Below are 19,811 nucleotides of genomic sequence, written 5' to 3'. Positions count from 1 at the left end.
ACCTTTTTTCTTATTGTTCGCTTTTTTGCATGAGCACTTTAGCCGGTTTCAGCAGTCCTTTTTTTGAAGGATGCGGCATATAAATGGCCACACATTCTCCGTCTTCAGTACAGACCGCTATACGGGCGTCAGCTGTCATTGCAGAAAATTCCGCCGGGATGTCAAACACCGACCCGTTTTCAGCTTTCTTAGCTAATGTATCACTTATGACCCATTTCGGCAAATGATTGAGCGCTCTTTCAATCGGCACGGCATGCTCTGCAACCGTTCCGTCTGAAACCTGCTGTTCAAGTTCCTCAAACGTGAAACACTCATCAAGGCTGAAATCGCCGGAAGCGGTGCGGATGAGATGCGACATATGCGCGGGATAGCCGAGTTTTTCACCGATTGTCACCGCCAATGTTCTCACGTAAGTGCCCTTTGAGCACGTGACTGTAAAGCGGAATGATGCTGTGTCTTCTTTATAAGTGACAGGGGAAGTGAGCGCGATATCTTCAATCGTGATATTCCGCTTCGGCCGCTCCACTTCAATACCGGCTCTGGCGTATTCATAGAGCTTTTTTCCGTTGACCTTTACAGCGGAATACATCGGCGGCACTTGCTCCTGCGGTCCCTTCAGTTCGTCTAAAACGGCTTTGATATCCGCTTCTTTCAGCGGCTCCTTGACAGGTTTTACGCTGACCGTTTCTCCAGTCTGGTCTTCGGTCGATGTGGAGAAGCCGAGAGTGATCTCAGCATCGTACGTTTTTGACTTGTCGGTGACGTACTCAACGATCTTTGTAGCCCGTCCGACACAGATCGGCAGTACGCCTGACACTTCCGGATCAAGCGTTCCCGTATGCCCGACTTTCTTTGTTTTTAACAGTTTTCTTATTTTCATTACACAGTCGTGAGAAGTCATGCCGACCGGTTTATGTAAAAGGAGAACTCCGTTAACCATATGTCTTTCGCTCCTTTGTTATCAATTGTATCCCGTAAAACGCAGAAAAGAGGACAGACGACACTCGCCCATCCTCTTTCCTTGTTATTCAGACGGTTTATCTGAATGCAGTTCGTGAATCAATGTTTCAATACGGTTGCCGTACTCAATTGATTCATCAAATTCAAATTCAAGCTCAGGCGTTTTGCGGAGTCTGATTCGGCTGCCGATTTCGGAACGGATAAATCCTTTCGCTTTCTCAAGCCCTTTCAGCGCCTCCTCTTTCTTTTTATCTCCGCCGAGAACGGAGATATACACCTTCGCTATTTGTAAATCACCTGAAACACGTACGTCTGTTACAGTGAGAAATCCGATTCTCGGGTCTTTCAGCTTTCGGCTGATAATATCCCCGAGCTCTTTTTTCATCTGCTCGCCGACACGGTTTGCTCTCATACTCAATTCAATCACCTCTAAGTTAAAACCACTCTGTTCTAGTGATCGTCCGTTCTATTTCGGGAAAGGAGTCAATAAACGCGAGTACGCGCTGGATCTCCTTTTCCGCCTGAACGTGAGAGGAGGAGACGACGGCGATTCCGAAGCTGGTCCGCTGCCAAGTGTCCTGATAGCCGATTTCTGCGGCCGACACGTTGAACTTATTCTGAACCCTCGTTATAATCCGCTTCAGAACGGCTCGTTTCTCCTTTAATGATCCCGCATCATAAATGATGCATTCACATTCCGCAAATCCGATCACTTTCTTTCGATTTCCTGCATGACATACGCTTCAAGGATGTCGCCTTCGCGAATGTCATTGTATTTCTTAATTGTAATACCACATTCATATCCTTGTGAAACTTCTTTCACATCATCTTTGAAGCGTTTCAAAACGTCTACTTCCCCTTCGAAGATGACCACGCCGTCACGGATCAGGCGGAGTCCGCTGTCACGTGTAATGTGGCCGTCTGTTACATATCCGCCGGCAATCGTGCCGATTTTCGACACTTTGAATGTTTGGCGCACTTCAACCTGGCCGATGACTTTTTCTTCGTATTCAGGATCAAGCATTCCTTTCATCGCCGCTTCAATTTCTTCGATGACTTTGTAAATGATACGGTGAAGACGGATATCTACATTTTCAGCTTCAGCCGTGCTCTTAGCATTTCCGTCTGGGCGCACATTAAACCCGATAACGATTGCATTTGAAGCAGATGCGAGAATGATGTCTGATTCCGTAATCGCACCGACGCCTGTGTGAATGATTTTCACTTTTACGCCTTCTACTTCAATTTTTTGAAGAGCGGCTGTTAACGCTTCGGCTGAACCTTGAACGTCAGCTTTTACGATTAAATTGATGTCTTTGACATCGCCTTGTTTAATTTGTTCAAACAGATCATCGAGGCTCAGCTTCGCTTTGTCGCTGCGCTGTTCTTCCAGTTGCTTAGAAGCGCGTGCTTCACCGACAGAACGGGCTGTTTTTTCGTCTTTAAAGACGAGGAATTGATCGCCAGCCTGCGGTACGTCGTTTAAGCCCGTGATTTCTACAGGTGTAGACGGTCCGGCTGTTTTCACGCGGCGGCCGAGATCATTAACCATGGCCCGCACGCGGCCGAATGTATTTCCGACAACGATCGGATCTCCGACATTCAATGTTCCCGTTTGAACGAGAAGTGTCGCGACAGATCCTCTTCCTTTATCGAGCTCAGCTTCAATAACCGTTCCTTTTGCCTGACGGTTCGGATTGGCTTTCAGCTCTTCCACTTCACTGACAAGCAGAATCATTTCGACAAGCTCGTCAATTCCCTTGCCTGTAAGAGCGGACAGAGGAACGAAAATCGTTTCTCCTCCCCATGCTTCAGGAACGAGTCCGTATTCAGTCAGCTCCTGCATGACACGGTCAGGGTTCGCGCTTTCTTTATCCACTTTATTCACGGCAACGATAATCGGAACCTCAGCCGCTTTCGCATGGTTGATGGCTTCGACTGTCTGCGGCATAACGCCGTCATCGGCCGCTACGACTAAAATGGTAATATCAGTTACTTCCGCACCGCGCGCCCGCATTGTTGTAAACGCCGCGTGTCCCGGAGTATCTAAGAACGTGATTTTTTTGCCGTTTTCTTCGATCTGGTAAGCCCCGATATGCTGGGTGATTCCGCCGGCTTCTCCTTCAACAACTTTTGTTTTTCTGATGCTGTCAAGGAGGGTCGTTTTCCCGTGGTCAACGTGGCCCATGATCGTCACGACAGGCGGACGGATTTGAAGATCTTCTTCTTTGTCAGCCTCTTCATATTTTTCAAGCTCAGTTTCTTCAAGCACAATCACTTCTTCTGTTTCTACACCGTATTCAGATGCGATCAGTTCGATTGTGTCTTTGTCAAGCTCCTGGTTAATGGTAGCCATTACGCCCAGAAGCATCAGTTTTTTAATGAGTTCAGACGGCTCTTTGCCCAGTTCCTCGGCTAAAGCTCCGACTGTTAAAGAGCCGGAAAACGTAATTTTCTCAGGAAGCTCTTTTTTCGGCTTCAGCGGTTTTTGCTGATACTGATTTTTGTTGTTATGATTGCGTTTGTTTTTGTTTTTGTTGTTGTTGTTATTCTTCTTGTTTTTGTTAAATTGATTATTCTGCACGTCATTCTTCTTTCCGTCTCGAATTTTGTTTGGTTGATTCCCAGCAGGCTGCTGATTAATCCCTTGCGGCTTGTTTTTGTTCGTTTCCGCAGGCTTCTGAGATGTAACGCCGGCGCCGCCTTTTTTAAATTTCGCATCAAGCTGCTTAATGGTCTTTTCTTCAAGCATTGCCATATGGTTATTTACTACTATATCCATGTTTTTCAGCGCAGTCAAAATTTCCTTGCTTGAAACATTGATGGCTTTTGCATATTCGTAAACTCTCATTTTAGCCATTCGTTCACCCCCAAAAATATTAATCGAGCAAGCTGATCAGCTTATTCGCAAAACCTTGGTCAGTGACGGCGACAACGACACGTGATTCCTTGCCGATAGAGCGGCCGAGATCCGCGCGGCTTTCGACTTTTTTATAAGGCACTTTATAATAATTGCATTTATCGGATACTTTTTTTGCAGTATTCGCAGATGCATCTTCTGTCAGCAGAACAAGTTTTGCACGCGCATTTCTAATTTCTTTTATAACCAAGTCCTCGCCCGACACGACCTTACGAGCTCGATTGGCCAGACCCAGCAAGGGAAACCATTCCATTCCAGACATGTTATTTTTTCACCTTTTCCGCCAGTTCCAGCAATTCTTCGAAAATCTGGTCATCGATTTGTGATTGAAATTGATTTTGCAATGTGTTTTTCTTTTTTGCAGCTAAGATGCATTCTTTCTCAAGGGTGATATAGGCACCCCGCCCGTTCTTCTTTCCGGTCGGATCGACTGAAATCTCTCCTTCTTTAGAACGGACAATTCGGATCAGTTCCTTTTTAGGCTTCATTTCCCCCGTTACCACGCATTTGCGCAGAGGAATTTTTTTTCGCTTATTCACCTAAAGTCACCTCTTATTCATCCGATTCGGCTGTTTCAGGCTCCATAAAGAGCGGCTCTAAATCGTCATCTTCTTCATGCTCTCTCGGATAGATGCCAAGGTCTCTTGCATCCGTTTCACTTTTGATATCGATTTTCCAGCCTGTCAGTTTCGCGGCTAAGCGGGCGTTTTGCCCTCTTTTTCCGATTGCCAGAGAAAGCTGGTAATCAGGAACGATGACAGTCGTGGCTTTTTCTTCTTCGCTGACGATGACATCCAGCACTTTAGACGGGCTGAGCGCATTGGCAACAAATTCAACCGGATCATCAGACCAGTTGACGATATCAATTTTTTCGCCTTTCAGTTCATTGACGATCGCCTGCACCCGCTGGCCTTTAGGACCAACGCATGAACCGACCGGATCAACGTCAGGGTCATCAGTGCGGACGGAGATTTTAGAGCGGTCGCCCGCTTCTCTGGCAACGGATTTCAGTTCGACCGTTCCGTCATAAATTTCCGGCACTTCGATTTCAAAAAGACGCTTCAACAGGCCAGGATGCGTTCTTGATACATAGATCTGCGGCCCTTTTGTCGTTTTTTCGACTTTTGTGATAAATACTTTAATCCGATCGTGCGGTTTATAGCTCTCATTCGGCATTTGTTCATTGACGGGCAGCAGCGCTTCAATCTTGCCGAGAGACACGTAAATAAACTTGCTGTCTAAGCGCTGTACAATTCCCGTCATGATGTCTTCTTCACGATCGATAAATTCTGAGTAAATCACGCCGCGCTCAGCTTCACGGACACGCTGCGTCACCACTTGTTTCGCCGTCTGCGCAGCAATGCGGCCGAAGTCTTTCGGCGTTACTTCTATTTCAACGACATCTCCGACAAGGTAGTTCGGATGGATGTGCTGGGCGTCGTCAAGCGAGATTTCAAGTCTTGAATCGTATACCTCGTCTACGACATCCTTTCTTGCGAACACGCGGATCGTGCCCGTCTCACGGTTCAGATCGACCCGTACGTTTTGCGCCTGGTTAAAATTTCGCTTATACGCGGAAATTAAGGCAGCTTCAATTGCTTCGATGATAATGTCTTTACTGATGCCTTTTTCTTTTTCAAGAATAGTGAGAGCATCTAATAGTTCACTGCTCATGTTAGCGGTCTCCCCCCTTAAACACTAATACTTCATTCATTAAAATGTTACAGCTAATCTCGCGTTAGCTATTTTTTCATACGGAATATTGACCCGTTTCTTTCTTGTTTTGACCGTCATCTCTATTGTAACAGTTTGTCCATCAAATTCAGCCAATTTGCCTTCAAACACTTTTAAACCGTCAATCGGTTCGTACGTTTTCATGTACACATTTTTGCCCAGTGATTTTTCGAAGTCGGCTTTTTTCTTTAATGGACGCTCGGCTCCAGGAGAAGATACTTCAAGAAAGTAGTTCTGGGTGATCGGATCGGCCTCATCCAGCTTTTCGCTTAACGCTTCGCTGACTTTGGCGCACTCCTCAATATCAACACCGTTCTCGGAATCAATAAACACGCGAAGGAACCAGTTTTGACCCTCTTTGACAAATTCAATGTCTACGAGTTCAAGGTGAAGGTCATCCAGTATGGGCTGAGCCATTTCTTGAACGGTATCAGTCACTTTTTTGCTCATGTTTTTCCTCCTTGTGCTGTCGATATCATATCAGCCGTTCCTCTGCATAAAAACCCTGCTTCAAAAGAGCAGGGGCATTGAGAAAACGATGGACATGTCGAGGCAAAATTGCCTGTTCAATACAAAAGAGCGGGTTTCCCCACTCTTTGCCTCGGTAATCGTTAGCATTTCCAATAAAACTATACCATAACCATATATTTAATGCAAATCAAACTCCGCTCGGCGGCTGTGCACAAAGCTTAAAACAGAGACAGCTGATTTTGGTCCGGAAGGGACTCAAGACAGCCGTGACGGTCTAAATACTCTAAAATGGTTTTTGACACTTTTCCGCGTTTTTGAAGATCTTCTTTTGAAAGGAACTCCCCTTCTTCCCGCGCTTTCACAATATTGAGAGCGGCGTTGGTTCCAAGTCCCGGAATTGAGTTGAACGGCGGGATGAGACTGTCGCCGTCAATGATAAATTCCGAAGCGCTCGAACGGTATAGATCGACCTTCTGGAAGGAATAGCCGCGCTCACACATTTCAAGCGCAAGCTCTAATACGGTAAGGAGGTTTTTCTCCTTCGGCGAAGCATCAAGCCCTTTAGAGCTGATATCATCCATCACCGCTCTGATGGCGGTCGAGCCTTTAATCATTGTATCAATGTCAAAGTCATCTGCGCGGACGGTAAAATACGCAGCATAATATAAAAGCGCGTGATGCACTTTAAAGTATGCAATCCGCACCGCCATCAGCACGTATGCGGCGGCGTGGGCTTTCGGGAACATGTATTTGATTTTTTTGCATGAATCAATATACCAGTTCGGCACATTGTTCTTTTTCATTTCTTCTTCCCATTCCGGCGTCAGGCCTTTGCCTTTACGGACGAATTCCATGATTTTAAAGGCCAGTGAAGGCTCAAGGCCCTGATAGATCAAGTAAACCATAATGTCATCACGGCAGCCGATCACTTCGCTCAGTTCACACGTATTGTTGTGTATCAGTTCCTGCGCATTGCCGAGCCATACGTCCGTTCCGTGGGAAAGCCCGGAAATCTGGACAAGCTCGGAGAACGTCGTCGGCTTCGTATCCTCAAGCATCTGCCGCACAAATCGCGTCCCGAATTCAGGAATGCCGAGCGTCCCCGTTTTACAGCCGATCTGCTCTTCAGTAACGCCGAGCGATTCTGTGCCTTGGAAAATCTTCATAACTTCCGGATCATCTGTCGGAATCGTCTTCGGATCAATTCCGCTTAAATCCTGAAGCATCCGGATGACTGTCGGATCATCGTGCCCCAATATATCAAGCTTCAGCAGGTTGTCATGAATGGAGTGGAAGTCAAAATGAGTCGTTTTCCATTCAGACCCCGTCGCATCTGCCGGGAATTGTATCGGTGAAAAATCGTAAATATCCATGTAATCCGGGACAACGATAATCCCCCCCGGGTGCTGGCCGGTCGTTCTCTTAACGCCGGTGCAGCCTTGCACCAGACGGTCGATCTCCGCGCCGCGCATGTGTAGGTTGTGATCGCCCGCATAGCCTTTCACATATCCGTAAGCCGTCTTTTCCGCGACGGTGCCGATCGTTCCCGCGCGATACACGTTATCTTCACCGAACAATACTTTCGTGTAGTTATGGGCATGCGGCTGATACTCACCTGAGAAGTTCAAGTCGATATCGGGTACTTTGTCACCTTTAAAGCCTAAGAACGTTTCAAACGGGATATCATGTCCGTCCTTTTTCAAAGGCGTGCCGCAAGACGGGCAGGTTTTATCCGGAAGGTCAAAACCAGAACCGACTGATCCGTCATTAAAGAATTCGGAATATCGGCAGCTCGGGCACACATAGTGCGGAGCGAGCGGGTTCACTTCAGTGATTTCCGTTAAGGTCGCCACAAGCGATGAACCGACGGACCCCCGGGAGCCGACGAGATAACCGTCATCCAAAGACCGTTTTACAAGCTTATGAGAGATGAGATAAATAACGGCGAATCCATGGCCGATGATGCTTTTTAATTCTTTTTCTATTCTCGCTTCCACAATTTCAGGAAGCTCTTCACCGTAAATGCTTTTGGCGCGCTGATAGCTCATTTCACGGATTTCTTCATCAGCCCCGTCAATTTTCGGCGTGTACAGATCGTCTTTGATCGGTTTGATCTCATCGATCATCGAAGCGACTTTCTGCGTATTGTCAACCACGATTTCTTTCGCTTTTTCCGCACCGAGGAAGGAGAAAGCCTCCAGCATTTCATCTGTCGTTCTGAAGTGCACTTTAGGCAGTTCGTGTCTGTTTAACGGGTTGGCGCCGCCTTGGGAAGATATTAAGATCTTCCGGTAAATTTTATCCTCATCGTTTAAATAGTGGACATTTCCCGTAGCCACGACCGGCTTATTCAATTTTTCTCCGAGCTTCGTAATGTTGGCGATGATTTCTTTCAGCGCTTTTTCATCCCGGACGAGCTCAAGCTGCAGAAGGTGTCTGTATACTTCCGGCGGCTGCACTTCAAGATAGTCATAGAAGGATGCGATATCTTCAACCTCTTCAGGAGATTTTTGCATCATGCCTTCAAAGACCTCTCCCCTGTCACAGGCAGAGCCGATTAACAGACCTTCTCTGTATTTATTAAGCTGCGACCTCGGAATGCGCGGCACTCTGTAGAAATATTGAATATGAGAAATGGACACGAGCTTAAACAGATTTTTAAGGCCGGTCTCATTTACGGCAAGCAATGTAGCGTGATAAGGTCTTGATCTTTGATAAGCATTGGATTGTCCCATATTCTCATTCAGCTGATCATGATAAAAAATGTCTTTTTCAGCGGCATCTTTGAGCATTTTCAACAGCAGGTAGCCCGTTGCTTCAGCGTCAAAGACCGCTCGGTGATGCTGGGTTAATTCGATATCAAACTTCTTACATAACGTATTTAAGCGGTGATTTTTAAACTCAGGATACAGGAAACGCGCGAGTTCCAGCGTATCAATGACCGGATTTTTCGCTTTTTCCGTTTTCAAAAGACGCTTGTACGCCACATTTAAAAATCCCATATCAAAGCTGGCGTTATGAGCCACAAGCACGTCATCGCCGATCCATTCTTTAAAATCCCGGACGACGTCAACGACATCGGGAGCGTCGCGGACCATGTCGTCCGTAATCCCGGTAAGCTCTATCGTCGTTGCTGACAGCGGATGGTGCGGATTGGCGAACGCTTCGAATTTATCGATGATTTCTCCGCCTCTTATTTTGACTGCGGCAAGCTCAATGATCGTGTCATACACTGCGGACAGACCTGTCGTTTCAACGTCAAAGACGACGTATGTGTCTTCTTCCAGGAGACGGTGAGCTGGATTGTATGCGATCGGAACGCCATCATCTACGATATTGGCTTCCATTCCGTAAATCATTTTAATGCCGTGTTTTTTCGCGGCGGAATAGGCATCCGGGAAAGACTGCACAACGGCATGATCAGTTAACGCAATCGCTTCATGTCCCCATTTTTTCGCCTGTTCGACAAGCTTTCCGATGCCCGTTACAGCATCCATTTGGCTCATCGGAGAATGCAGATGAAGCTCAACCCGTTTTTCGCCTTCAGGAGCGGTGTCTTCACGGGTTTTGGCTTTTATTTCATTCACGTCATTTGCAATCATGACGAGGTCTCTGACGAATGTATCGTTTTGAATGCTTCCCCGCGCCTTCACCCACATGCCTTTTTTCAGCGTTTTCATCAAAGCGGCGTCTTCTTTTTCTCTGGCGAACATTTTTACTAAAATGCTGTTTGTATAGTCCGTGATTTTGAAAATGCAGAGCGTGCGTCCGCTTTTCAGCTCGCGTGTTTCAGCATCAAACACAAACCCCTGCACCGTAATTCTTCTTTCTTCATCCATGATGCTGTCAAGCGTCCGGATTTCTTCGTTCTCTTTAATTTGATAGCCGATGACAAGCGGTCCGGACGGTGCCTGATCCTCATCGCCCTCTTTTTCCTTCTTCTCCATCTCGATAAGCGCCTGCATCGCCCGCTCCTGATCTTCAGCAAGCTTTTGCTCGCGGAATTTCTGGACTTCTTGGTCAGATACGAAAATTTCGGTATCCAGCTGCAGTTCCGGAAAGCCGAATTGGCGATAGCTGTGCTGAATCAGTGCGCTGTATTTATTTTTGAGCGCAGATGCTTCTGTATCTGTTTTTGTTTTCACGATCAGCTTGTTTCCCTTGAGCTTCGGCTTCTGCTGATTCAAAAGAGCCACCATCGGCGGCGAGGTTCCTTCAAGCTCTTCAATACAGCGTGTCCAATAATCCTGTACAAGCTCCTCTGTCACTGTAGGGTCAATGACCTGAACAGACGATGTGACACGGGCGATGTGAGCAAACGATTGTGTTAACCTCATCATGAATGAGTCATATATTTGATACGGCAAAAGAGCCTTAAAGCGAAATTGGAAATGCCAGGCTTTTTCTGCTTTATGGATTGTCAGTTTATCAATCTCTCCGTCTTCAAAGTATGTCATGAAGGTATCATCTGTCATATTAAGCTGCTGCAGAAGAATCTGAAACTGTCTTCTGTTTACTGATAACTGTTCCATTCAGACAGTATCCCTCCCTTAAAACATCATAAGTGAAGGTACCTCCGCAGGTGATGAGGTACCTTCTTTTTTCTCTATTTTAACATGATTTTGTGTGATTCGTTATGGTGATTACTTCGTCTTGATAAATTCAGAAAGCTCATCCACTGAAACTTCGGCAGATTCACCGGTTTTGCGGATTTTCACTTCTACGATGCCTTCGTCGGCACGTTTTCCGACAGTGATGCGGATCGGAAGGCCGATCAGATCAGAATCAGCAAACTTCACGCCTGCGCGTTCAGCGCGGTCATCGTATAATACCTCATAACCTTCCGCCTGGAATTTGCCGTAAAGCTGTTCAGCAAGCTCTTTTTGCGCTTCGTTTTTCATATTCAGCGCCAAAATATGAAGATCATACGGAGCAACGCTTTTCGGCCAGATCAAGCCTTTTTCGTCGTGATGCTGTTCAGCGATGGCTGAAAGCGTTCTGGACACGCCGATTCCGTAACATCCCATCAGCATCGGCTGCGCACGCCCGTTTTCATCAAGGTATGTCGCATTCATCGCTTCAGAGTAACGCGTGCCGAGTTTAAAGACTTGTCCGACCTCAATCCCTTCAGCGAAACGGATCGTGCCTTTTCCGTCAGGTGACGGATCGCCTTCCTGAATGATTCGAAGATCGGCATACGCTTTTACAGACGCATCACGTTCGATGTTTACGTTTCGGTAATGACGGTCTCTTTCATTCGCGCCGCTAACAGCGTTTACCATTACTTTCACGGCTTGGTCGGCATAAATCTCAATGTCGCCGGCAGCGCCGATCGGCCCCGCAAATCCCGGCTCCGTGCCAAGTTTCTCCGCTACTTCTTCATGAGACGCAAGCTCAACCACTTCCGCGTTCAGAAGGTTTTTCACTTTCACGTCATTGACCTCATGATCGCCTCTCACTAACACGAGAACAAATCGGTCATCAGCTTTAAACAGCATTGATTTGATGCAGGCGCTCGGCTCGATCTGCAAGAACGAAGCGAGCTCTTCAATGCTTTTGACATTCGGCGTATCAATTTTCTCCAATGCCTCGGGTGTTTCATCTGACGGCTCGCTGTTCATGACAACTTCCGCCATTTCTGTATTGGCTGCGTAAGAGGATCCATCGGAATAAGCGATGGTATCTTCCCCTATTTCAGAAAGAGCCATAAATTCATGCGTATCTTTTCCGCCCATCGCGCCTGAGTCGGCAATAACGGGACGGACGTTTAATTCACAGCGTGCGAAAATGCTGCTGTATGCGCCGTACATGTTTTGGTACGTTTCCTCCAGACTTTCTTCAGAAGCATGGAAAGAATACGCATCTTTCATGATGAATTCGCGTCCGCGCAATAACCCGAAACGCGGGCGTTTTTCATCTCTGAATTTAGACTGGATCTGGTAAAGAGTGAGCGGCAGACGCTTATAAGATTTCACCTCATCGCGCACGAGAGAAGTAATGACTTCTTCATGTGTCGCGCCTAAAGCAAATTCACGGCCGTGGCGGTCTTTCAGACGCATTAATTCAGGCCCGTACGTATACCATCTGCCTGATTCCTGCCATGTTTCAGCCTGCTGAAGGGCCGGCATCAGCATTTCCACCGCGTTGATTTTTTCCATTTCTTCACGCACGATCTTCTGAATGTTTTGAATGACCCTGTAAGCCAGGGGCATGTAGCTGTAAACCCCGCTCGTATTTTGTCTGATAAATCCCGCTCTCAGCAGAAGCTTATGGCTTTTTGCTTCAGCATCAGCCGGCACTTCTCTCAGGGTCGGAATAAGCGTCAAACTTTGTCTCATGTCTTCGCACCTCTGATTTTTTACTAGTCAATTATAAGAATAAACGCTGGATATCGTTCCATGTGACAACCAGCATAAGAAGCATTAAGAAAGCTACGCCGATAAATACGACAAATGCTTCCTTGTCACGGTTTATCGGCTTGCCGCGGATTGCTTCAATGAATAAAAACAGCAGCCGCCCGCCGTCAAGCGCCGGTATCGGCAGCAGGTTGACGATTCCCAGGTTGATGCTTAAAAACGCCGCAAACCGCAATAAGTTGATGATGCCGGTTTTTGCAACTTGATCCGTCATATCATAAATGCCGACAGGACCCGAAAGCATATCAAGCTTAAACTGGCCTGTCACAATTTTGCCCAGATTGGTCAGAATCGCTTTTGTGACATCAACGGTAGATGTCGCGCCGTAGGCGATCGCTGCAAGCGCGCCTTTTTCAGTCGGCGCATAAGAGCCGAAGCGGCCGATTGTTTTTTTATTTTCATCTTTTACAGCTTCAGGTGTAACCGAGATATGAAACGATTTGCCGTCCCGTTTGACGGCGACATCGATTTTTTTCCCGGGATTTTCTTTTACCGCTGTCACGATGTCGGTCCATGACCTCATTTTTTCACCGTTAATGCTCTGGATATAGTCGCCTTCTTTTAAACCGGCAGCCGCTGCGCGTCCATTGTCTGTCAGCTTCCCGAGCTCAGGCTGATTCGAAGGCACGCCTTGAATGAATCCAAGCATGACGAGAATGACATACGCTAAGATGAAGTTCATTATCGGACCGGCAGCAATCGCCTTAATCCGCTTCCATACGGGTTTAGACCCGAATTGTCGATTGTAAGGCGCAATCTGCACTTCTTCTCCGTCTACGATAAAAAAAGAGGTCTGACTGACAGTAAAGCCCGCCAGTTCATCTTCTTTCCCCTGCTCGTACCCGGTAATCTTCATTTCGTGCTCAAGATCAGCCGTCTCCACCTCGATAATTAAAGCGTCAGGATATTTTTCCTTTTGATTAATGATGACTTTTTCCACTTCGTCATCTTTATTAAAAAGAAGCCCGACGGTATAACCGGGTTTGACTTCGATCATCTCCGGGTCTTCACCGGCCATACGGACGAACCCGCCGACCGGAAGGAGTCTGATCGTATACACGGTTTCATTCTTTTTAAATGAAAAGATTTTAGGGCCGAAGCCGATCGCAAATTCACGGCAAAGGATTCCCGCTCTTTGGGCGAGCAATAAATGCCCGAGCTCATGGAAAAAAACGAGCGTTCCGAAAATAATAATAAACGCGATAACTGTATTCACGAACATACCACCTTATGTGAGTATTGAATTAACGTATCCCCGGGTGTCTTTGTCCACTTCTTGGATATCCGCAAGACTCGGATCCTGAATTACGCTGTGGCGGTCCAATGCTTTTTCAATCAGGTCCTCAATCGATAAGAATGAAATCCGTCCGGCAAGAAAAGCGGCAACGGCTTCTTCGTTGGCCGCATTTAAAACCGTCGGCATTGTTCCCCCTATTTTACCTGATTCAAAGGCAAATTGTAAGCAGCGGAACCTTTCAAAGTCAGCTTTCGCAAAATGAAGGCTTCCGATCTCCCATAATTCAAGCCTTTTTGTTTCAGGCAGAGGCAGCCGGTCCGGATATGTCAGCGCATATTGAATCGGCACCCTCATGTCCGGATTTCCGAGCTGGGCGATGACGCTTCTGTCGTGAAATTCAACCATCGAATGAATGATGCTCTCCTTATGTAATACAACGTCAATCTGTTCATACGGAATGTCAAACAGCCAATGCGCCTCAATAACTTCAAGTCCTTTATTCATCATTGTAGCCGAGTCAATCGTGATTTTTGCGCCCATCGACCAGTTCGGGTGGTTAAGGGCGTCGGCAATCGTTACAGACTCAAGCTCCTGCCGCGTTTTATCTCTGAAACTGCCGCCGGATGCCGTAATGATCAGGCGCTCGATATTTTTGCTCTGTTCGCCTTGCAGCGCCTGAAAAATAGCGGAATGTTCGCTGTCGACCGGAAGAAGAGGAACACCGTATCGTTTTGCGTGTCCTTTCACTATATGCCCGGCAGTGACGAGAGTTTCCTTATTTGCAAGCGCAATTGTTTTTTTCTGTTCAATCGCTTTCAAAGTCGGGATTAAACCGACGCTTCCAAGCAGCGCATTGACCACGATATCCACTTCGTCCATGACTGCCGCTTCAATCAGGCCTTCTTCTCCGATGCCGATTTGGCATTCATGAGAAAAAGACGCTTCTTTCACTTTTTGGTATGTATCCATGTCGCCGACTGCTACATATTTCGGCTGAAACGTTCTGATCAACGGGATCGCTTTCTCGGCGTTTTTACCGAAAGTCATCGAGACGAGACGGAACTGATCTTGATGCATGCGCAATACATCCAATGTCTGCTCCCCTATTGATCCCGTTGCTCCTAAAAGACAAATATTCTTCAAAATGCCACTCCCATTCTATGCGTCCAGATCGGTCTTATTTTCATATTAGCCTTTCTCATGAAAAAAGCGCAAGCAGAAAGTACAAGAACGGCATGACAAACAAAAAGCTGTCAAATCGATCTAAAATGCCGCCATGCCCCGGAAGGATTTTCCCCGAATCCTTCACATCATAGTGCCGTTTCAGCGCTGATTCCACCAAATCCCCGATCTGTCCGAAAACAGACAGAACAAGTGTGATGACCAAAAGAACCGGGTATGAAATCGGAAGACCGGCAAACAGCTGAAAAACAGCCGTGAAAATAAGGGCGATGGCAATACCGCCGAGAAACCCTTCCACCGTTTTGTTAGGACTGATTTCAGGCCACAGCTTCCGCTTTCCGAGCGACTTTCCTACAAAATATGCGCCCGAATCCGTTGACCATATGACAACGCAGGCATAAAAAATATACAAAAGCCCGTTTGTTTCAATGTTTCTGATTTCGATAAAATAATGAAAACACAGTCCGATATATACCGTCGCTAGGACGATAAACCCGACTTCATCAAACGTAAAGGTGTTTTTCACAAGCACCGTATAGCTGAGCAATATCAAAACGGCGAAAATCGTTACTTCCATTTTCGCGTCAAAAAAATGATATTTGTCCGGCATCATATACAGCCATAATAACAGGAGGCTGATCAGACCCGGAAAAGAAAAAAACTTGAGCTTTTTCATCCGCAAAAGCTCAAAAAGCGCTATACTGCCCATCACATAAACAAATACGGTGAACGGCAATCCTCCGAAAATAACCAAAAATAAAAATAGTGCCGCTGCCAGAACACCCGTTAACAATCTTTGTTTCATTTCCACCATCCTCTAAATTCCGCCAAACCTCCGGCCCCGCTGCTGAAATTCTCCCACTGCCTTCAGAAAGTGATCTTCTTTAAAATCGGGCCACAGGACATCTGTAAAAACAAATTCACTGTAAGCCACCTGCCAAAGCATAAAGTTGCTCAGTCTGATTTCTCCGCTCGTTCTTATGAGCAGCTCCGGGTCCTGGATTGATTCTGTCATTAAATGCTTGGAAAAGAGCGCTTCATCAATGTCTTCGATATTCAGCGTGCCGCTTTTCACCTGTTCGGCCAGTGCTTTTGCCGCATTGACGATTTCCGTGCGTCCGCCGTAGTTCAAAGCGAAATTGAGAATCATACCGTCATTTTGTTCTGTATCTTTTACGGCTTTCTCAATCGCCCTGTACGTATGAGAAGGGAGCGCGGATTCATCTCCGATAATTTTCACCTGTACATTTTCCTCTATCAATTCAGGAAGATACGTATTCAGGAACTCTTCCGGAAGCTTCATCAAAAAGTCGACTTCCATCTTCGGGCGCTTCCAGTTCTCCGTTGAAAACGCATAAAGAGTCAGAACTTTAACGCCGAGCTGACTTGCGAGCTTTGTCACCCTTTTTACCACTTTCATTCCTTCATGATGTCCGGCAATCCGAGGGAGTGAGCGCTTCTTCGCCCAGCGTCCGTTTCCGTCCATAATAATGGCAATGTGTGCGGGAATTTCACCCTTCAGTATGTCTTCTTTTGTATACCGTTCTAAGTTGGAAGCCGCATTCTGCTGATTCTTCCAATTTTTGAGTATGTTGAGCATGAGATTCCTCCGTCACCCAAAAAGGTTGCGTTGCTGATGATCAATGTAATCAACAGTATTAACAAAAAAACCCCCTGTAAACATGAGAGGGTCTTTTCACATTATCTATTGTACATAGTTTTTCATTAAACTTCCATGATTTCTTTTTCTTTGTCCTTTGTGACACTGTCAATTTTTGACACATATTCGTCTGTCAGCTTTTGAACGTCTTCACTGGAAGCACGAAGCTCGTCTTCTGTAATGTCTCCGTTTTTCTCAAGTTTTTTGAGGTCATCGTTGCTGTCACGGCGGACATTACGGACTGCTACTTTCGCTTCTTCCGCGTATTTTTTCACGACTTTGACAAGTTCTTTACGTCTTTCTTCCGTCAAAGCCGGGATCGCGATACGGATAATTGTGCCGTCACTTGTCGGCGTTACGCCAAGATCAGCTTTCAGGATCGCTTTTTCAATATCGCCGATTGCCGTTTTGTCATACGGTGTGACAACAAGCATACGCGCTTCAGGCACATTGATGGAAGACAGCTGGTTTAAAGGTGTTTGGGCACCGTAGTATTCTACTGTCACTTTATCCAATAGAGATGGGTTGGCACGTCCTGCGCGGACTGACGCCAATTCGCGTGAATAAGCGGCAACCGCTTTTTCCATGCGTTCTTTTGTTTGTGTTAATACTTCGTTTGACAACGTTATTTCCCCCTTACGATCGTTCCGATTGATTCGCCGGTTACGGCACGCTTAATATTTCCTTCTTCCATAATAGAAAAGACGATCAGCGGAATATCATTATCCATACATAGTGAAGAAGCCGTAGAATCCATGACTTCCAGCCCGTCTTTTAACACATCGAGATAAGATAATTTTTCGTATTTAACGGCTGACTCATCTTTTCTCGGATCAGCATTATACACACCGTCGACATTATTTTTCGCCATTAAGATCACGTCCGCTTCGATTTCAGCGGCACGCAGCGCTGCGGTTGTGTCCGTAGAGAAATAAGGGTTTCCTGTTCCCGCGGCAAAAATAACAACGCGTTTTTTCTCCAGGTGGCGGATGGCTTTTCTTCTGATGTAAGGCTCAGCGACCTGACGCATTTCAATTGATGTCTGCACTCTGGACTGAATTCCGAGCGTTTCCAGGCTGTCCTGCAGGGCAAGTGAGTTCATGACAGTAGCAAGCATGCCCATATAATCGGCCGTCGCACGGTCCATTCCTAAGTCACTGCCTGTTTTTCCGCGCCATAAGTTGCCGCCGCCTACGACTACGGCCACTTCGACGTCAAGCTCAGCGATTTCTTTTACCTGTTTAGCGATGGATTGGATGACAGTCGGATTAATGCCGTTTCCCTGCTCTCCTGCCAATGCTTCTCCGCTAAGCTTTAAAACGATACGATTGTATTTTGGTTTTTCCATAATAACCTCCAAGTGTAAACATTGCCGTTTCCTATTATGCAAGAGAAAAAAAGGTTTGTAAATATAGTTTTAAAAATAGGGAACACAAGTAGTGTCCCCTATACTGCCTGAAAAGCCGCGAAAGATTCGCCAAGGCTTTCCGCCATTATTTTTTCACTTGGTTCATAACTTCTTCAGCAAAGTTTTCTTGGCGTTTTTCAATACCTTCTCCAACTTCGTAGCGGACGTAAGTTTTAACAGATGCGTTTTTCGCAGCCACAACTTGTTTCACTTTTTCGTCTGGGTTTTTAACGAAAGCTTGGTCTAATAAGCAAATTTCTTCGAAGAATTTGTTCAGACGGCCTTCAACCATTTTAGCTACGATGTTTTCCGGTTTGCCTTCTTGAAGAGCTTGCTGAGTCAGGATCTGACGCTCATGGTTTGCTTCTTCTTCAGACACTTGGTCGCGGGAAATGTAACGAGGATTTACCGCTGCAACATGCATCGCGATGTCTTTTGCAAGATCTTCGTCAGTTGTTCCGCTAAGAACGGATAATACGCCGATGCGGCCTCCCATGTGAAGGTAAGCACCGAACGCTTCGCTGTCTTCTTTTGTAATAACAGCAAAACGGCGAAGAGTGATTTTCTCTCCGATTTTAGCAACGTTGCTAGTGATGTATTCTTCAACAGTAGAACCGTTTTCCATCTTTTGACCCATTGCTTCTTCAAGATCAGCAGGAGCGTTTGCAAGAAGGTGGTCAGCAAGCGTGTTCAGAAGCTCTTTGAAGCCTTCGTTTTTCGCAACGAAATCAGTTTCAGAGTTTACTTCTAAGATAACGCCTTTGTTGCCGTCAGTTTTAATAAGAGTAGAACCTTCAGCAGCGATACGGTCAGCTTTTTTAGCCGCTTTCGCAATCCCTTTTTCTCTTAGAAGGTCGATTGCTTTGTCCATATCTCCGTCAGTTTCAGTCAACGCTTTTTTACAGTCCATCATACCAGCGCCTGTTTTTTGACGCAGTTCTTTTACCTGCTGTGCAGTAATAGCCATTTGAATTCCTCCTTATATGTGTAAACAAGATATGTATAGATACATTTTTCTTGAAAAAAGGTGATAAAAGGCAGTCCCTCTTATCACCTTTTGATTAGGTTACGCAGTTGTCGTTTCTGTTTCAGGTGCAGTCTCTTCAGCAGCTTCCGCTTCTTCTTCGCCTTGCTTCGCTTCAAGAATAGCATCTGCCATTTTAGAAGTAAGAAGTTTGACAGCGCGGATTGCGTCATCGTTTGCAGGGATTACGACATCAATTTCATCAGGATCACAGTTTGTATCTACAATTCCGATGATAGGAATGTTCAATTTGCGAGCTTCCGCAACAGCGATGCGCTCTTTGCGAGGATCGATGATGAATAATGCATCAGGAAGATCCTTCATGTCTTTAATTCCGCCGAGGAATTTTTCAAGACGCTCTAATTCTTTTTTCAATTGAACAACTTCTTTTTTCGGAAGTACTTCAAACGTACCGTTTTCTTGCATTTTTTCGATGTCTTTCAGACGCTTAATGCGTTTTTGGATTGTTTCGAAGTTTGTCAGTGTACCGCCCAACCAGCGTTGGTTGACATAGTACATGCCAGAGCGTACAGCTTCTTCTTTAACAGAATCCTGAGCTTGTTTTTTTGTGCCGACGAAAAGGATTTTTCCGCCTTCAGCAGCAAGGTTTTTCGTGAAGTTGTAAGCTTCCTCTACTTTTTTCACTGTTTTTTGAAGGTCAATGATGTAGATTCCGTTACGCTCCGTGAAAATGTAACGCTTCATTTTTGGGTTCCAGCGGCGTGTTTGGTGGCCGAAGTGAACACCAGCTTCAAGCAATTGTTTCATAGAAATAACTGACATGTGATTTCCTCCTAAT

Annotated in this window: 18 protein-coding genes; all 18 read right to left on the bottom strand. The window is 46.1% G+C overall.

Annotated elements, in window-relative coordinates; genetic code table 11:
* Window positions 1–10: 10 nt before the first annotated feature.
* Window positions 11–940 (bottom strand): tRNA pseudouridine(55) synthase TruB, encoded by a 930-nt coding sequence (truB, locus tag NYE38_RS08570; protein WP_017417788.1) that lies wholly within the window; start codon window positions 938–940, stop codon window positions 11–13.
* 84 nt (window positions 941–1,024) lie between these two features.
* On the bottom strand, window positions 1,025–1,378 hold the full coding sequence (gene rbfA, locus NYE38_RS08565) for a 30S ribosome-binding factor RbfA (RefSeq protein WP_017417787.1): 354 nt from the start codon (window positions 1,376–1,378) through the stop codon (window positions 1,025–1,027).
* Window positions 1,379–1,394: 16 nt separating this feature from the next.
* Window positions 1,395–1,673, bottom strand: coding sequence for a DUF503 domain-containing protein (locus NYE38_RS08560; RefSeq protein WP_003154188.1), 279 nt, complete (start codon window positions 1,671–1,673; stop codon window positions 1,395–1,397).
* Window positions 1,670–3,820, bottom strand: a complete 2,151-nt coding sequence (infB, locus tag NYE38_RS08555) for a translation initiation factor IF-2 (protein ID WP_015417484.1) — start codon at window positions 3,818–3,820, stop codon at window positions 1,670–1,672. Before infB ends, NYE38_RS08560 begins: the two co-directional genes overlap by 4 nt.
* A 19-nt stretch (window positions 3,821–3,839) precedes the next feature.
* Window positions 3,840–4,142 carry a YlxQ family RNA-binding protein gene (locus tag NYE38_RS08550; RefSeq protein WP_003154192.1) on the bottom strand — a complete coding sequence of 101 codons (303 nt, stop codon included), beginning with the start codon at window positions 4,140–4,142 and terminating at the stop codon, window positions 3,840–3,842.
* 1 nt (window position 4,143) lies between these two features.
* Window positions 4,144–4,419: a glucose-induced regulator RulR gene (gene rulR / locus NYE38_RS08545; RefSeq protein WP_003154193.1), complete on the bottom strand. Its 276-nt coding sequence runs from the start codon at window positions 4,417–4,419 to the stop codon at window positions 4,144–4,146.
* A gap of 13 nt (window positions 4,420–4,432) precedes the next feature.
* Window positions 4,433–5,554: a transcription termination factor NusA gene (nusA, locus tag NYE38_RS08540; RefSeq protein ID WP_003154195.1), complete on the bottom strand. Its 1,122-nt coding sequence runs from the start codon at window positions 5,552–5,554 to the stop codon at window positions 4,433–4,435.
* Between the two features lie 39 nt (window positions 5,555–5,593).
* Window positions 5,594–6,064, bottom strand: a complete 471-nt coding sequence (gene rimP / locus NYE38_RS08535) for a ribosome maturation factor RimP (protein WP_014417787.1) — start codon at window positions 6,062–6,064, stop codon at window positions 5,594–5,596.
* Window positions 6,065–6,303: 239 nt separating this feature from the next.
* Complete coding sequence (locus tag NYE38_RS08530; protein ID WP_025649455.1) at window positions 6,304–10,617, bottom strand: PolC-type DNA polymerase III; 4,314 nt, start codon at window positions 10,615–10,617, stop codon at window positions 6,304–6,306.
* Between the two features lie 111 nt (window positions 10,618–10,728).
* Window positions 10,729–12,423, bottom strand: coding sequence for a proline--tRNA ligase (proS, locus tag NYE38_RS08525; protein ID WP_017417785.1), 1,695 nt, complete (start codon window positions 12,421–12,423; stop codon window positions 10,729–10,731).
* A gap of 31 nt (window positions 12,424–12,454) precedes the next feature.
* Entirely contained in the window at window positions 12,455–13,723 is a 1,269-nt protein-coding gene (gene rseP, locus NYE38_RS08520) for an RIP metalloprotease RseP (RefSeq protein WP_014721183.1), read from the bottom strand.
* Window positions 13,724–13,729: 6 nt separating this feature from the next.
* On the bottom strand, window positions 13,730–14,881 hold the full coding sequence (gene dxr / locus NYE38_RS08515; RefSeq protein ID WP_003154208.1) for a 1-deoxy-D-xylulose-5-phosphate reductoisomerase: 1,152 nt from the start codon (window positions 14,879–14,881) through the stop codon (window positions 13,730–13,732).
* 55 nt (window positions 14,882–14,936) lie between these two features.
* Window positions 14,937–15,734: a phosphatidate cytidylyltransferase gene (locus tag NYE38_RS08510; protein WP_014470393.1), complete on the bottom strand. Its 798-nt coding sequence runs from the start codon at window positions 15,732–15,734 to the stop codon at window positions 14,937–14,939.
* Window positions 15,735–15,737: 3 nt separating this feature from the next.
* Entirely contained in the window at window positions 15,738–16,520 is a 783-nt protein-coding gene (locus NYE38_RS08505) for an isoprenyl transferase (protein WP_071181764.1), read from the bottom strand.
* A 125-nt stretch (window positions 16,521–16,645) separates the two neighbouring features.
* Window positions 16,646–17,203, bottom strand: coding sequence for a ribosome recycling factor (gene frr / locus NYE38_RS08500; protein ID WP_003154212.1), 558 nt, complete (start codon window positions 17,201–17,203; stop codon window positions 16,646–16,648).
* A gap of 2 nt (window positions 17,204–17,205) precedes the next feature.
* Complete coding sequence (gene pyrH, locus NYE38_RS08495; protein ID WP_029973460.1) at window positions 17,206–17,928, bottom strand: UMP kinase; 723 nt, start codon at window positions 17,926–17,928, stop codon at window positions 17,206–17,208.
* Window positions 17,929–18,073: 145 nt separating this feature from the next.
* A complete protein-coding gene (tsf, locus tag NYE38_RS08490) occupies window positions 18,074–18,955 on the bottom strand; it encodes a translation elongation factor Ts (protein WP_007409794.1) in 882 nt (293 codons plus the stop codon).
* Between the two features lie 99 nt (window positions 18,956–19,054).
* Complete coding sequence (gene rpsB / locus NYE38_RS08485; protein WP_003154215.1) at window positions 19,055–19,795, bottom strand: 30S ribosomal protein S2; 741 nt, start codon at window positions 19,793–19,795, stop codon at window positions 19,055–19,057.
* Window positions 19,796–19,811: the final 16 nt, after the last annotated feature.

This window comes from Bacillus sp. EU63 (assembly GCF_038592915.1).
Lineage (GTDB): Bacteria > Bacillota > Bacilli > Bacillales > Bacillaceae > Bacillus > Bacillus velezensis.
Note: the sequence above shows the minus strand (reverse complement) of the source record. Positions and strands in the feature narration are given on the sequence as shown.

Coding starts and splice junctions, on each gene's coding strand:
- truB (WP_017417788.1), bottom strand. CDS start 940: ATGGTTAACGGAGTTCTCCTTTTACATAAACCGGTCGGCATGACTTCT.
- infB (WP_015417484.1), bottom strand. CDS start 3,820: ATGGCTAAAATGAGAGTTTACGAATATGCAAAAGCCATCAATGTTTCA.
- NYE38_RS08550 (WP_003154192.1), bottom strand. CDS start 4,142: ATGTCTGGAATGGAATGGTTTCCCTTGCTGGGTCTGGCCAATCGAGCT.
- nusA (WP_003154195.1), bottom strand. CDS start 5,554: ATGAGCAGTGAACTATTAGATGCTCTCACTATTCTTGAAAAAGAAAAA.
- rimP (WP_014417787.1), bottom strand. CDS start 6,064: ATGAGCAAAAAAGTGACTGATACCGTTCAAGAAATGGCTCAGCCCATA.
- NYE38_RS08530 (WP_025649455.1), bottom strand. CDS start 10,617: ATGGAACAGTTATCAGTAAACAGAAGACAGTTTCAGATTCTTCTGCAG.
- proS (WP_017417785.1), bottom strand. CDS start 12,423: ATGAGACAAAGTTTGACGCTTATTCCGACCCTGAGAGAAGTGCCGGCT.
- rseP (WP_014721183.1), bottom strand. CDS start 13,723: ATGTTCGTGAATACAGTTATCGCGTTTATTATTATTTTCGGAACGCTC.
- NYE38_RS08510 (WP_014470393.1), bottom strand. CDS start 15,734: ATGGTGGAAATGAAACAAAGATTGTTAACGGGTGTTCTGGCAGCGGCA.
- NYE38_RS08505 (WP_071181764.1), bottom strand. CDS start 16,520: ATGCTCAACATACTCAAAAATTGGAAGAATCAGCAGAATGCGGCTTCC.
- pyrH (WP_029973460.1), bottom strand. CDS start 17,928: ATGGAAAAACCAAAATACAATCGTATCGTTTTAAAGCTTAGCGGAGAA.
- tsf (WP_007409794.1), bottom strand. CDS start 18,955: ATGGCTATTACTGCACAGCAGGTAAAAGAACTGCGTCAAAAAACAGGC.
- rpsB (WP_003154215.1), bottom strand. CDS start 19,795: ATGTCAGTTATTTCTATGAAACAATTGCTTGAAGCTGGTGTTCACTTC.